This window comes from Shimia sp. MIT910701 (assembly GCF_047126315.1).
Lineage (GTDB): Bacteria > Pseudomonadota > Alphaproteobacteria > Rhodobacterales > Rhodobacteraceae > Shimia.
Map to the genome: position 1 here is coordinate 3,591,705 of NZ_CP138953.1, position 13,807 is coordinate 3,605,511.

The following is a 13,807-nucleotide window of genomic DNA, read 5'->3' on the forward strand; positions in this document are numbered from 1 at the left end:
ACAGGCTGGGCGGCCCTTAGCCGCCCAGTGTCTTCAGATCCTCAAGAAGCGCCTTTGGCACCTCAACATATCCGCGCTCCGAATTGCGAGCCCGCGCCTCAAACCGGCGTTGAGACGGCAGCCGCGCGCCTTGCTCCAGAATATCTGCAAACAACCGCTCAGCCCGCGCATCATTATCCGCCACACGCCCACCGCTCAGGTGATACGGGTCAAACGCCAGAATGATCTGGCCATGATAGGGCGCTCCTCCCTGCCCTTCGGCAAAGGCCATGCTTTCCGCACTGGTGAGATCATCAATCAGCGGCCCGGCCATCAACTCAATCATGATCGACAGCGCGGAGCCTTTGTAGCCGCCAAAGGTCAGCATCGCGCCATCCAACGCTGCCTGCGGGTCAGTGGTAGAATTGCCCTCGGCATCTACCGCCACGCCTTCCGGCAATGGTTTGCCCGCGCGCAAATACAGCTCGATCTCCCCTCGCGCAAAGCCGCTGGTGGCAAAGTCAAACGTAAACGGGTCTTTGCCCGCACGCGGCCAGGAAAACGCCAGGGGATTGGTCCCTAGCGTCCCTCGTTTGCCGCCCGCAGGCGCAACCCAGGAATGGCTCGGCACCATAGAAAGACCAGCCAGCCCTTCTTCGGACAACCGCTCCACTTCCGGCCAAAGGGCCGAAAAGTGGAAACAGTTGTTCACCGCCATGGCCGCCATGCCAAATTTGCGCGCTTTTTCGATCAACAGCGGCATCGCCTCGTTCACCGCCAGAATAGACATCGCATTCCGCGCATCCACCCGCACAATGGCCCCGTCGGACGGATCAATATGCGGCAAGGCATGGCCGTCGATCTTGCCCGCCTTCATGGTCTGGTGACACATGAACAAGCGAAACAAACCGTGGGACTGACAATCATCGCGCTGACACTGATACAGCATCGAGGCAATCGCCGCGGCATGGCGCGGACCATAGCCCACGTCTGACAAGGTTTGCACCGAAAGCGCACGCACCCCTTCCAGCGGCAACTGAACCATGTCCGTCATTCCAAGGTCTCCCAATCTGAGTAAGTGGATATTGGATACAATAGACTCTTCCCTATTCTCAAGCCCTAAAACCACGATCCAGCTGCAAATCCTGTTGGAAAATCAGCGCCCAGCCGGTAGTTGTATCCAAAACACACCTTAGAACGAGGGACACGGCATGGCTGGAAAGCGCGCGGTTACCAAACAAAGTCTGCCAGAGATGATCGCCAACGATCTGCGCGAGCGCATCCTCAGCGGCGACATGTCGGAAGGTGAGCCGATCCGTCAGGAAGCCCTCGCGGAGGAATACGACGTGTCCCGCATGCCGATCCGCGAGGCTCTCAAACGCTTGAACGCCGAAGGCCTCATCCAATGGGCCAACAACCGTGGCGGCACGGTTACCAAGCATTCTATTGCCGAGATTGGCGAAATTTTTGATCTGCGTATCCTGATCGAGACCGACCTGTTCCGCCGCGCGATCCCTTTGATGTCTTTAGCAGATTTCAGTCTTTGTGAGAAAATCCTCGATCAAATGGAAACCTCTTATGATGAGGATGACGTGTCCCGCTGGGGCACACTCAATCACGAATATCACGGCGCGCTTTATGCCGCTGCGGGTCGTGGCCTAACCAAAGACATCCTGGACCGTATCAACGTTCAATCAGACCGCTACGTGCGCCTACATCTCAGCGTCATGGAACAACGGGAACCGGCCAAGGAAGAGCACCGCAATCTGCTCAAACTGGCGCGGGATCGGAATGTGGACGCCGCTTGTGATCTTCTGGCGGCCCATATCGAGCGCACCAAAACTGAGCTTCTGGAACTGATCGAAGCCAAACGCGCCATCGAAACCTAAGACACAAGCGCATTTTGCCGGATCGGACTTGCACGCGCTACTAAATTGGATACAATATCCATAACTGAGTTTTTTTAACAGCGAGTCCCACATGACTTTTGTTCCTCACGGCAACCACCTCATTGCTGGCACCTGGGTGTCGGGCGACACCAAATTTCCATCCGAGCCTGCGCATGGCCCCGCGCATGACTTCTCTGTCGGCACCGTCGACAACGTAGACGCCGCTGTGCAAGCGGCCGAAGACGCGTTCTGGAGTTTTGGCTACTCCACCCGCGCCGAGCGCGCCGCATTTCTGAACGCCATTGCCGATGAAATCGAGGCCCGCGCCGAGGCAATCACCCGGATTGGAACGCAAGAAACCGGCCTGCCCGAAGCCCGCCTGCAAGGCGAACGCGGTCGCACCACCGGACAGCTGCGCCTGTTTGCGGAGCACATCCTCAAAGGCGACTTCCTCGACCTGCGCCACGACCCCGCCTTGCCGGACCGTGCGCCCCTGCCACGGCCCGAGCTCAAAATGATGCAGCGTCCCATTGGCCCTGTCGCCGTGTTTGGCGCTTCCAACTTCCCGCTGGCCTTCTCCACCGCCGGAGGCGACACCGCCGCCGCATTGGCTGCCGGCTGCCCCGTTGTGGTCAAAGGCCACTCCGCCCACCCAGGCACCGGTGAAATCATCGCCGAAGCCATCCACGCGGCCATCAAGTCCTGCGACATCCATCCCGGCGTCTTCAGCCTGATTCAGGGCGGCAACCGCGCCGTTGGGTCTGCCTTGGTGCAACACCCGCTGATCAAAGCGGTGGGTTTCACCGGCTCCCTCGCCGGTGGCCGTGCCCTGTTTGACCTATGCGCCTCCCGCCCTGAACCGATCCCCTTCTTTGGCGAACTCGGCTCCGTGAACCCGATGTTCATCTTTGAAAACGCGCTGGCCAACCGCCATGCGGAACTGGCAACCGGCTGGGCTGGCTCCCTCACCATGGGTGCGGGCCAATTCTGCACCAACCCCGGCATTGCCGTTGTTCTGGCTGGCAAAGATGCTGAAACCTTCGCACAGGAAGCCACCACCGCACTGGCTGATCAGCCAGAGCAAACCATGCTCACCGACGGCATCGCCGCCGCCTACCGCAAAGGTCAAACGCTTGTGGCCGAAACAACCGGCGTTCAGGAACTGCTGAAAACCAGCTGCGACCTGCGCGGCGCCACGCCGTATCTCTACCAGACCACCGCACAGAACTGGCTCGCCAACGAGGTGCTGGGCGAGGAAGTGTTTGGCCCGCTGGGCGTGATCCTGGCGGCGGAGAACCTGGACGAGATGCGAGCCGTCGCCAAACAGCTTCAAGGCCAGCTTACCTGCACCCTGCACATGGACGACGCCGACACCGCAGCCGCGCAAAGCCTGCTGCCCATTCTGGAACGCAAAGCAGGTCGCATTCTGGCCAATGGATTCCCAACCGGCGTTGAAGTCAGTGACACCATGGTGCACGGCGGCCCTTATCCGGCCTCCACAAACTTCGGTGCCACCTCTGTCGGCACCCTGTCCATCCGCCGTTTCCTGCGTCCGGTGTGCTACCAAAACCTGCCCGCAGCGCTGGACCCAACCAGACTAACCTAAGATCCGGCCAACCGGACCTATCCCAAAGACACCTCCCCAAGGGCGGCATCTCGCAAAGATGTCGCCCTTTTTTTTGCGCCGCGCCCGCGCCTTTAGTCGCAGTTGCACTTCTCCCGCTTTCCAGTAGCTTACCAACCAGACCCGCAGCCAGTTTCAGCCAGCCCCCCTGTTCGTTACACATTCGGAGCGACCCTCATGCGCCCCATTTCCCATGTTGACCGCGTTCTGGACGCTGCCTTTTCATCCTCTGCCGCCGCACACTCCCGCCTCGCCGCAAGCTGGCGCCGCTCCGCCCACAAACATGGGCTGGATCCGGCCTCCAAACGCGACGTTGCGCGTGTGCCCCAGGACTGCCTCAAGGACCGCCGCGCGGCGCTCGACACCTTTATGACTGTGGCCGCCCCACGCCTGGACGCGCTTTATGCACTGGTCGGCCAATCCGGTTGCGGGGTGTTTTTGTCTGACGCCAAAGGCGTGATCCTCGACCAACGGCTCAGCGACGCCGACGCGCCAACCTTCGACCACTGGGGCCTGTGCAACGGCGCGGATTGGAGCGAAGCCCAGGAAGGCACCAACGGCATTGGCACCTGCCTCACCGAAGGCCGCCGCCTCATCATCCACCGAGATGAACATTTCTTTGCCCGCAACACCGCGATGAGCTGCATCGACGCGCCAATCTACGGCAGCGACGGGTCGATTGTCGCCGCCCTCGATGTGTCATCCGCCCGCGCGGATCAAACCGAAGCCTTCAACCGCCTAATCGCCGCCCAAGTGGCTCAGACCGCCCGCGCCATCGAAGAAGCCCACTTCCGCGCCACTTTTCCCAACGCCCGCATTGTCGTCGCCGAAAGCGAAGACGCCGAAGCCGCCACCCTTCTGGCCATCGACAGCGACGATCTGGTGGTCGGCGCCACCCGCGAGGCCCGCCGGGTGTTTGGCATAGAAAGCAGCCCCGCACTCACGCCGCGCCCCGCCGCAGACATCCTGGGGCGCGAAGACGGCCCCACCGGGTTTGAGAAAGCCGAACGCGCCGCCGTGGTGCGGGCCATCGCCCGTGCGGACGGCAACATCAGCCAGGCAGCGCGCCAACTCGGTATTGGCCGCGCTACGCTCTATCGCCGCATGAAACGCCTCGGCCTTAACGAAACGTAATCGAATGTGTCTCGCCCCTGAGACACATTAAGACCTCGACCTTCTCTACCGCAGTGACCGCCTTTTTGGCCTGCGCCATCCTCCCGGCAATCCGATCGGAGGAGATCGGACCTAGAGGAGGACCACTATGAACGACATGACACACACCGAGGCTGGCACTTACGTCTCACCGTTTGCAGATCGCTACGACAACTTCATTGGCGGCGAATTTGTTGCACCGGTTAACGGCCGCTACTTTGACAACGTCACCCCGATCACCGGCGAGAAAGTCTGCGAAGTCGCCCGCTCCGACGCAGCCGACATCGAAAAAGCGCTGGACGCCGCGTACGCCGCCAAGGACGCCTGGGGCAAAACTTCCGCGGCTGAGCGATCCAACCTACTGTTGAAAGTCGCGGACGCCATCGATGCCAACCTTGAACGTCTGGCCCAAGCGGAAACCTGGGACAACGGCAAGCCAATCCGCGAAACAATGGCAGCGGACATTCCATTGTCTGCCGACCACTTCCGTTACTTCGCAGGCGTGCTGCGCGGTCAGGAAGGCAACATGTCCGAAATCGACGCGGACACCGTGGCCTATCACTTCCACGAGCCACTGGGCGTTGTTGGCCAGATCATCCCATGGAACTTCTCCATCCTGATGGCCGCCTGGAAACTGGCACCCGCTCTGGCCGCCGGCAACTGCATCGTGCTGAAGCCAGCAGAGCAGACCCCTGCCGCGATCATGATCCTCGCGGAAATTATGGCCGAGTACCTGCCTTCTGGCGTCCTGAACATTGTGAACGGCTACGGTGTAGAAGTGGGCGCCCCACTGGCCAGCTCCAAGCGCATCGCCAAGATCGCTTTCACCGGCTCCACCGCGACCGGCAAGAAAATCATGGCCGCCGCCACGGACAACTTGATCCCGGTCACTTTGGAATTGGGCGGCAAATCGCCAAACATCTTCTTCTCCGATGTCATGGCCAAAGACGACGCCTTCCTCGACAAAGCGGTCGAAGGCTTTGTGCTCTTTGCCTTCAACCAAGGCGAAGTCTGCACTTGCCCGTCCCGTGCGTTGATCCAAGAAGACATCTACGAAGAGTTCATTAAACGCGCGATTGCCCGGGTGGAAGCCATCAAACAAGGTGACCCACGCAACCCGGAAACCATGGTGGGCGCGCAGGCCTCTGTAGAGCAGCAAGAGAAAATCCTCTCCTACCTGACCATCGGTGTGGAAGAAGGCGCCGAAGTGCTGACCGGCGGCGCAGCAGCCAAATTCAACGGCGAGCTTGCGGGCGGCAACTACATCCAGCCAACCATCCTGAAGGGCCACAATAAGATGCGCGTCTTCCAGGAAGAGATCTTTGGCCCGGTTGTCTCCGTGACCACGTTCAAAGACGAAGAAGAGGCGCTCGCGATTGCCAATGACACTATGTACGGTCTTGGCGCCGGAGTCTGGTCGCGTGACGCCAACACCTGCTATCGCTTTGGCCGCGCCATCGAGGCAGGACGCGTCTGGGTGAACAACTACCATGCCTACCCGGCCCACGCGGCCTTCGGTGGCTACAAGCAGTCCGGAATTGGCCGTGAGACCCACAAGATGATGCTGGACCACTACCAGCAGACCAAGAATATCCTGATGAGCTACAACCCAAACAAGTTGGGCTTCTTCTAGGATCTCCTAACCCGTGAGGAGACTTCCCCCGCTGTTCCCCAACAGCGGGGGCTTTTTTGTCTAGGACCCGCCGGAACTCGCGCCGATCATCACGTCAGCTAGCGTGCCATAGGCAGCCGTCCAAGCCTCCGCGACATCCTGTGTGAACTCATCACCTAGCCCCTGCCTCAAGGCCCAAATCAAAGCCTCGCCTACAACGGCGTAATGCTCCGGCGCAACCTCGTAGCCACTGTGCCGCTCACCGAGACCCACCACTGCCGGCAACAGAGTTTCAGGACTATTCAACCCGGTCACTGCCAGCCCCAACATCTGCATCAACTTCTTTTTCTGCTCCGCCAAGTCGTCTGAAAAAAGCGGCCGCACCTCCGGCGCCCGCTCAAACAACCGCCCATAGAACAGATCCGCAATGCGGGCAGCCATTGGGGTCACCTGCCGAAAACTGCCCTGCACCAAAGCGATCTGTTCTGGGGTCATGTCGCGTATCCTTCACAAGTGTAGTAGGCCCAGCCTACACCAGATCCTTGATTTCACGACAGGCAATTTGAACCGCGATCCAGAAACACTTTTTTCAGTTTTTGGCCCCTAAGCCGCGCGCACCCCTTTGTGCCAAACAGCGCGCAACGCTGGCACATCCTCGGTCAAACGGAACCGAATAAGGTCCGCCTGAAGGCCAACCTGCAAACGCCCGCGATCTTCAAGGTTGGTGTATTTGGCGGGGGCGGCTGTCACAGTGTGCAGCCCCTTGGCCATATTGCCCCATTCATTGCCCAGCATCACGGCGCCCAACAGCAGTGAAGACGGCACATAGTCCGACGAAATGATATCGAGCAGCCCATTTTGAGCCAGTTCCATCGCCGCAACGTTGCCGGAATGGCTGCCACCCCGCACAAGGTTGGGTCCACCCATGATATTGGCGATGCCGTGGGCGTGATTGGCTTGCGCCGCCGCAATCGTGGTTGGGAACTCCGCCAGGTGGATACCATAGGCCGCAGAGGTGGCCACTTGGTCTGCCGTTGTGTCGTCATGGCTCGCCAACACTGCACCAAAGCGCTTGGCGGCCGCTACTGTCGCCTCCTCATGGGCTTTGCCAAACTGGTCGTGCAGGCCATGGAGAAACTGCACATACTCCCCAAAGCCTTCCGCATCCATCGCGTATTTGCCACAAACGTAAGCTTCAAATTTCGAGATATCGGTGAACTGGCGCTGACCCGGCGTATGGTCCATCAGGCTGACAATACCAACCCAATCGTCCGGTCCAAACTCCGCCAGTTCCTCTACCAAAGTTTCCGAACAGGTCTCCGCCCGCAGATGCAGATGGTGGCTGATCCGCAAGCCCCCGCTGTCGCGCATCGACAGAATTTCATCGGCCACAGAGCGTGCGTATTTGCCGTAGTTACGTCGCTCATCAGACAGGATCGAGCCAACCCGCAAAGCGTCAAAAACCGTGGTGATACCGACACTTGCGAGCTCCGCATCATGCGCCACAATCGCGGCCTGATGGGGCCAGTCCACTTTGGGACGCGGCTTCATATGCCGCTCCAGATTGTCGGTATGCAACTCCACCAGCCCAGGCGCTACAAAATCCCTTTCGCAGTCCTCCGCGCCGTTCGGCACCGAAGTGCCCTGCGCAATGTCCACGATCTGCCCGTCCCGCACCACGATGGATCCCGTCACGGTTTCCTCCGGTAAAACGAGGGTGGCATTTGCAAGGATCATCTCTTGTGTCATGTGGGTGTCACGCATTGTTGGCATTCGCTGTCAAAAGGTTGAAAGGGGCACCATGCAGTTTCAAAGATACGGCGTATACTACACTCCGCATCCCGGCGCACTGGCGGATTTTGGGAAGTCTTGGCTGGGGTGGGATCTGGTTTCCGGGCAGACGGTGGCCCATCCAGAGATGGATGGATTGCCACGGCCGGTTGCGGACATAACGGCGACACCGCGCAAGTACGGGCTGCACGGCACCATTAAGCCCCCGTTTTTTTTGGCGGAGGGCGCAGATGCCGGAGAACTTGCCCGGCGTTTTGAAGCGCTCTGCACCACGTTGGCGCCGGTCACGCTGGGCGGCTTGGTTCTGGCCCGTCTTGGCGGATTTATTGCGTTGAAAGTCGATGGCGATCAAACCCCGTTGGCCAATTTGGCAGGCGCAGTGGTGCGCGAGTTGGATGACTTTCGCGCGCCACCGACGGAGGCCGAACTGGCCCGCCGCCGCAAAGCCAAACTGTCGGCCAAACAAGAGGAGCTGCTGGCGCAATGGGGTTACCCCTACGTTATGGAAGAGTTCCGCTTTCACATCACCTTGTCCGGGCGTCTCGGCTCTGACGTTGAGGCCACGATGGACGCTCTTGCACCTCATATCACTCCGCTGTTGCCGCGCCCGTTTGAAGTCGACAGCCTGACCTTGGTGGGCGAGGACATAACGGGCAAGTTCCACGAAATCCATCGTCAGACCCTCTCCGGCTGAAGCGCGGCCAAGGCGCGCTGTACGGTTTCGCCTAACAGCCCATCATTGGCAATTTCGATCACATCCGGTCCTTGCGGGCGCATGCTGTCGGCCCGCTCCAAACGGGCGACAATCTCGGCGGAGGTTTCTCGCCCACGGGCCGCAAGGCGGGTGGCAAGCGTTTCCGTTTTGGCCGTGAGCGACAGGACGGCAAAGTCATCAAACGCTGCCCGCGCCTGATCCAAAACGCCGCGCGACAGATTCACCAACACCAGTGAAGCCTTAGGGTGCGCCACCGCCGCCCGTGGTACCCCGTAACGCAAGCCATGTGCGGCCCACCACATCTGAAACCTGTCTTGGGCAATCAGATTGTCAAACTCCGCGTCGGTGGCGCCAATCGACTTTTCCCCGCCAGCACCAGCCGGGCGTGTGATCACACGGCGCACAAGTGTGATGTCTTTGCGCAAAGCGGCCATGGCCTCCATCACAGAGTCTTTGCCCACACCTGAAGGACCGACAACGCCAATTACATTTGTCATCACGCTGCCACTCCGGGGGTGAACACCGTGACATCAATCTCCCGGTCACAAACATGCTCCCGCGCGGCTTCATCATGGAAAATGCCCACAATGGCCGCGCCACGCGCTTTGGCCTCCTCAATGAGGCTCAGCACGGTTTCGCGATTTGCGGCATCCAAACTGGCTGTCGGCTCGTCCAACAACATCGCCGGATAGCTATGCGCAAATCCTCGCGCGATGTTCACACGCTGCTGCTCACCACCTGAAAAGGACGTCGGCGACAAAGACCACAACCGCTCCGGAATATTGAGCCGCGCCAACAGGTCACGCGCCCGGTCCCGGGCCGCTTCAGTCTCAACACCAACGGCCAGCAAAGGTTCGGCCACCACGTCCAAGGTTGGCACCCTGGGTACGACGCGAAGGAACTGGCTTACGTAGCCCAGCACCTCCCGCCGCAGCGCCAAAATCTCACGTGGCTCAGCAGTAACCACATCCACACCGTCCACCACAATGGAACCGGCGGCGGCCAGATAGTTGCCGTAAATCATCCGCATCAAGGTGGATTTTCCTGCCCCTGATGCTCCTGTCAGGGCCACACATTCGCCGCGTGCCACCGAAAGCTCAGCCGCGTCCATCACCGGAATAACGACCCCGCCCTGATTGTGCAGAGTGAAGGTCTTGCTCAGATTTTTGATCTCAATCATCAGTTTGTCTTTCTCAAAACCTATAGGTCACACTTGCAAAACCGAGCTGACCAGCAGTTGCGTATACGCATGTTGCGGATCATCCAGCACCTGATCGGTCAGGCCGGTTTCCACCACATGGCCGTCTTTCATCACCATCAGTCGATCGGCCAAAAAACGCACCACTGCGAGGTCATGGGTCACAATGATCGCGCTCAACCCCATCTCGCGCACCAACCCGCGCAGCAAATCCAAAAGCCGCGCCTGCACGGAAACATCTAAGCCCCCAGTAGGTTCATCCATGAACACCAGCCGAGGACCTGTCACCAGATTGCGCGCAATCTGCAGCCGCTGCTGCATACCGCCAGAAAACTGCGTCGGCCGGTCATCTACACGGGTCTCGCTGATCTCCACGCGGCCAAGCCAATCCACAGCCTCTTCGCGGATGTGGCCATAGTGACGCGCGCCCACAGCCATCAGCCGCTCGCCCACGTTACCGCCTGCACTCACATTCATGCGCAGCCCGTCACGCGCGTGCTGATGCACAAAGGCCCAGTCTGTGCGGCTCAGCATCCGGCGCTCCGGCTCACTCATCGTGACCGTATCCCGCATGGCGCCGTCGCGCATTTCAAACAGAACCTCGCCGGTATCCGGATCAAGATGCCCGGCGAGGCAGTTGAGCAGAGTCGACTTGCCTGACCCACTCTCCCCAACAATTCCCATGACCTCTCCTGGGTAGAGGTCAAAATTCACATCCTTGCAGCCGATCCGGTGGCCGTAGAACTTGCTGATGTTCTCAACTTTAAGAAGCGGCGTCATGCGGCTGTCTCCTTCAGCGCAGCACTTGCAGCTGCGGCTTGCGCGCCAACGTGGCCGGCCTTGCGGCGGCTGGCGCAATAATCTGTGTCCGAGCACACAAACATCCGGTTGCCCGCGTCATCCATGATGACCTCGTCCAAATAGCTGTCTGTGGCACCGCACATGTCACAAGGATGGTCAGCCTTGCTGGCTTCAAACGGGAAATCCTCAAAATCGAGGCTCACCACTTGGCAATAGGGCGGCAGCGCATAAATCCGCTGCTCCCGGCCAGCCCCGAACAACTGAATCGCCGCCATTTCCATCTTTGGGTTGTCAAACTTCGGGATCGGGCTTGGGTCCATCACGTAGCGCCCTTCGACCTTCACCGGATAGGCGTAAGACGTGGCAATGGCACCGTGTTTGGCGATGTCCTCATAGAGCTTCACATGCATAAGGCCATATTCCTCGAGGCTGTGCATCTTCCGGGTTTCAATCTCCGAAGGCTCCAGAAATCGCAGCGGTTCCGGGATCGGCACCTGATAGACAAGAATCTGATCCTCTCGCAGGTCCTCTTCCGGGATGCGGTGACGGGTCTGAATGACGCTCGCTTGCGCTGTCTCTTCGGTGGTGTCCACACTGGCAGTTTTCTCAAAAAACTTGCGGATCGACACGGCATTTGTGGTGTCATCCGCGCCTTGGTCGATGACCTTCAGCGTGTCCTCGGGCGTCAGAGTTGCCGCTGACACCTGCACCCCGCCCGTGCCCCAGCCATACGGCATCGGCATTTCCCGGCTCGCAAACGGCACTTGGTATCCCGGAATGGCAAGCCCTTTCAGGATCGCACGCCGGATCATGCGCTTGGTCTGTTCATCCAGATACGCAAAGTTATAGTCGCTCATTCCGCCGCCTCCTGTACTGGCATTGTGTTTTCCATCGCCTCACGGCGTAGCTTGCGGATCAGCTCCAACTCAGACTGGAAATCCACATAATGCGGCAGTTTGATGTGCTCCAAGAAGCCCGTCGCCTGAATGTTGTCGGAATGATAGAGCACAAACTCCTCGTCCTGCGCCGGCGCGCCAAGGTTGTCTTCGCCCAGCTCCTCCCAACGCAATGCACGGTCTACCAATGCCATCGAAATCGCTTTGCGTTCGGATTGCCCAAAGACCAGTCCATAGCCGCGCGTAAACTGCGGCGGCTCAGTTTTGCTGCCCTGAAACTGGTTCACCGTCTCACATTCAGTCAACTCAATCTCGCCAACCTCAATGGCAAACCCCAGCTCTGGGATCTCCATCTCGACAGGGACTTTGCCAATGCGCAACTCGCCCACAAAAGCGTGGTTGCGCGCATACCCGCGTTGCGTGGAATAGGCCATCGACAGCACAAAGCCTTCATCGCCACGCGTCAGCGCTTGCAGCCGCAACGGGCGATTGGCTGGCAGTTCAAGCGGCTCGCGCGTCAAATCGCCAGGGACGTCTTCCGAGTCCACTTCCGTCTGGATCAGCCCCTCTTTGTTCAGGAACTCCGTGATATGCGGCGTCGGCTCTGCGCGTGCTTCACCGCGCTCAACCGCGGAAGCCTCCCCTTCTGCGACCAACGCGAAATCCAGCAAACGGTGGGTGTAGTCAAAAGTTGGCCCCAAAACTTGCCCGCCCGGCGCGTCTTTGAAGGTCGCCGAAATCCGGCGATCACAGGCCATATCAGCGGTTTCCACCGGCGCCGATGCCCCAAAGCGCGGCAAGGTGGTGCGATAGGCGCGGATCAAGAAAATCGCCTCGATCATATCGCCCCGCGCTTGCTTGATCGCCAGCGCCGCCAGATCCGGATCATAGAGCGATCCCTCGGCCATCACCCGGTTCACCGCAAGGCTCAGCTGTTCGCGGATCTGCGCAACGGACAGTTCCGCCACATTCAGATCGCCCCGGCGTTCTTCGGCCAACCACGCATGCGCATTGTCAATCGCGCGCTCGCCGCCTTTCACTGCAACATACATCAGGCCGCCTCCACTTTTGTTGTTCTGGGCAGCGCAGATACCTGATCTCCGCTGGTGAAGAAGAAATCGAGCCCCAATGGGAAGAGCAGAGCATTCATCTGAAAAGCTTCTGTCTCAGGCAGCGCCATCTCGGCGGTTTCCTTAATACCTGGCCCGCGCAATGTTGCGCCCGCTGCCACAAGTGCCTCGCGCTCCACAATCAATGTCGCTGAACGATCCGGATATTCCGGCGTACCAATCGCAAAACGGTTGAGTGGTGCTAGGGCATTCCAGTTGCCAACCGCAAACATCGCATGTGTAGCCCCTACGATGGGCGCCCCAATGTGGAAAGCGACCCAGTCCCGCACTTCCTGGCAATCCCAGTCGCCAGCCAAATGCAACGGCGTGTCTGGATCACACAGCGTCAGGATCAACGTCCCAGCGGCAATCGACATCGGTGCAGGCGGCTCAACGCCTTCCAGGGTTTCGACCGTGCCTGGCCGTGCCATCACATTCATCGCTGCGCGAAACGCATGCGCGGCATCCACCGGCGCATTGGCAAATCCGCCTTTCAGAACATCTGCGTTCATCAGTCCTCTCCCCGCACCATGGTGAAGAAATCCACTTTTGTGGCCGCAGCCTTCTCCGCACGCGCGGTTTTGACTTCCGCCATCTCTGCGCTCAGTGGCTCCAGAACAGCGGCTTTCACTGCCGCCGCTTCCGGCCCCTGCATCAACGCATCCACCAGCGCAGCAATCTCTGCCTTCTGCTTGTCACGCCCTTGCACATAGCCGTGCCCCACCTCGCCACTCTCCAGCTGCAAGGCGCAGCGCGTCAGCGTCATCTCGCCAAGATTGAACGGCGCGCCAGTGCCTCCAAGGCGCCCCCTCACCATGCTCGCGCCAATTTCCGGCGCGCGTAGCCAGTGGAATTTTGGGGCAGCGCCATATGCCTGCCAAAGCGCGTTCAGTCGATCTGCGGGCGCTTTGGCGAGCAGCGACATCCAGGCGCGTCTGTTACTTTCTGCGGTCATCTAGACACCTTGTGAATTTGTCTACTTTACTATACAACTAGACAAATCCTAGCTGTGCGATGCGAGTCGCGCAATCCTGAGTCCTG

15 protein-coding genes are annotated in these 13,807 nt (G+C 59.6%); 5 read left to right on the plus strand and 10 right to left on the minus strand.

Annotated elements, in window-relative coordinates; all coding sequences use genetic code 11:
- Positions 1-16: 16 nt before the first annotated feature.
- On the minus strand, positions 17-1,024 hold the full coding sequence (locus tag SIB38_RS17505; RefSeq protein WP_412552063.1) for an Ldh family oxidoreductase: 1,008 nt from the start codon (positions 1,022-1,024) through the stop codon (positions 17-19).
- Between the two features lie 166 nt (positions 1,025-1,190).
- Between SIB38_RS17505 and SIB38_RS17510 the strand changes: the two genes are divergently transcribed.
- From SIB38_RS17510 to adh, 4 genes are all read left to right on the plus strand, one after another.
- Complete coding sequence (locus SIB38_RS17510) at positions 1,191-1,868, plus strand: GntR family transcriptional regulator (RefSeq protein WP_294119143.1); 678 nt, start codon at positions 1,191-1,193, stop codon at positions 1,866-1,868.
- 91 nt (positions 1,869-1,959) lie between these two features.
- Positions 1,960-3,474 (plus strand): aldehyde dehydrogenase (NADP(+)), encoded by a 1,515-nt coding sequence (locus tag SIB38_RS17515; RefSeq protein ID WP_294119146.1) that lies wholly within the window; start codon positions 1,960-1,962, stop codon positions 3,472-3,474.
- Between the two features lie 195 nt (positions 3,475-3,669).
- Positions 3,670-4,626 carry a helix-turn-helix domain-containing protein gene (locus SIB38_RS17520; protein ID WP_412550706.1) on the plus strand — a complete coding sequence of 319 codons (957 nt, stop codon included), beginning with the start codon at positions 3,670-3,672 and terminating at the stop codon, positions 4,624-4,626.
- Positions 4,627-4,753: 127 nt separating this feature from the next.
- Entirely contained in the window at positions 4,754-6,277 is a 1,524-nt protein-coding gene (gene adh / locus SIB38_RS17525) for an aldehyde dehydrogenase (protein WP_412550707.1), read from the plus strand.
- A gap of 60 nt (positions 6,278-6,337) precedes the next feature.
- On the opposite strand, the gene SIB38_RS17530 is transcribed toward adh, so the two are convergent.
- Positions 6,338-6,751 (minus strand): globin family protein, encoded by a 414-nt coding sequence (locus SIB38_RS17530; protein WP_294119150.1) that lies wholly within the window; start codon positions 6,749-6,751, stop codon positions 6,338-6,340.
- A 108-nt stretch (positions 6,752-6,859) separates the two neighbouring features.
- Positions 6,860-8,005 carry an alpha-D-ribose 1-methylphosphonate 5-triphosphate diphosphatase gene (locus SIB38_RS17535; protein WP_412552064.1) on the minus strand — a complete coding sequence of 382 codons (1,146 nt, stop codon included), beginning with the start codon at positions 8,003-8,005 and terminating at the stop codon, positions 6,860-6,862.
- A 52-nt stretch (positions 8,006-8,057) separates the two neighbouring features.
- Between SIB38_RS17535 and SIB38_RS17540 the strand changes: the two genes are divergently transcribed.
- Complete coding sequence (locus SIB38_RS17540; protein ID WP_412550708.1) at positions 8,058-8,741, plus strand: DUF1045 domain-containing protein; 684 nt, start codon at positions 8,058-8,060, stop codon at positions 8,739-8,741.
- Here the strand turns inward: SIB38_RS17540 and phnN are convergent.
- From phnN to phnG, 7 genes are read right to left on the minus strand one after another with little or no spacing between them, the layout of a single operon-like run.
- Positions 8,723-9,259: a phosphonate metabolism protein/1,5-bisphosphokinase (PRPP-forming) PhnN gene (gene phnN, locus SIB38_RS17545; protein WP_294119153.1), complete on the minus strand. Its 537-nt coding sequence runs from the start codon at positions 9,257-9,259 to the stop codon at positions 8,723-8,725. The genes SIB38_RS17540 and phnN overlap by 19 nt on opposite strands.
- Positions 9,259-9,942 (minus strand): phosphonate C-P lyase system protein PhnL, encoded by a 684-nt coding sequence (phnL, locus tag SIB38_RS17550; protein ID WP_294119155.1) that lies wholly within the window; start codon positions 9,940-9,942, stop codon positions 9,259-9,261. Before phnL ends, phnN begins: the two co-directional genes overlap by 1 nt.
- A 27-nt stretch (positions 9,943-9,969) precedes the next feature.
- Positions 9,970-10,740, minus strand: a complete 771-nt coding sequence (gene phnK, locus SIB38_RS17555) for a phosphonate C-P lyase system protein PhnK (protein WP_412550709.1) — start codon at positions 10,738-10,740, stop codon at positions 9,970-9,972.
- A complete protein-coding gene (locus SIB38_RS17560; RefSeq protein ID WP_294119158.1) occupies positions 10,737-11,618 on the minus strand; it encodes an alpha-D-ribose 1-methylphosphonate 5-phosphate C-P-lyase PhnJ in 882 nt (293 codons plus the stop codon). The genes phnK and SIB38_RS17560 overlap by 4 nt, the downstream gene beginning before the upstream one ends.
- Positions 11,615-12,709 carry a carbon-phosphorus lyase complex subunit PhnI gene (locus SIB38_RS17565; protein WP_294119159.1) on the minus strand — a complete coding sequence of 365 codons (1,095 nt, stop codon included), beginning with the start codon at positions 12,707-12,709 and terminating at the stop codon, positions 11,615-11,617. The genes SIB38_RS17560 and SIB38_RS17565 overlap by 4 nt, the downstream gene beginning before the upstream one ends.
- The gene (gene phnH, locus SIB38_RS17570) at positions 12,709-13,278 is read right to left on the minus strand and encodes a phosphonate C-P lyase system protein PhnH (RefSeq protein ID WP_294119161.1); all 570 of its coding nucleotides are present in this window, start codon (positions 13,276-13,278) and stop codon (positions 12,709-12,711) included. Before phnH ends, SIB38_RS17565 begins: the two co-directional genes overlap by 1 nt.
- A complete protein-coding gene (phnG, locus tag SIB38_RS17575; protein ID WP_412550710.1) occupies positions 13,278-13,721 on the minus strand; it encodes a phosphonate C-P lyase system protein PhnG in 444 nt (147 codons plus the stop codon). Before phnG ends, phnH begins: the two co-directional genes overlap by 1 nt.
- Positions 13,722-13,807 lie beyond the last annotated feature (86 nt).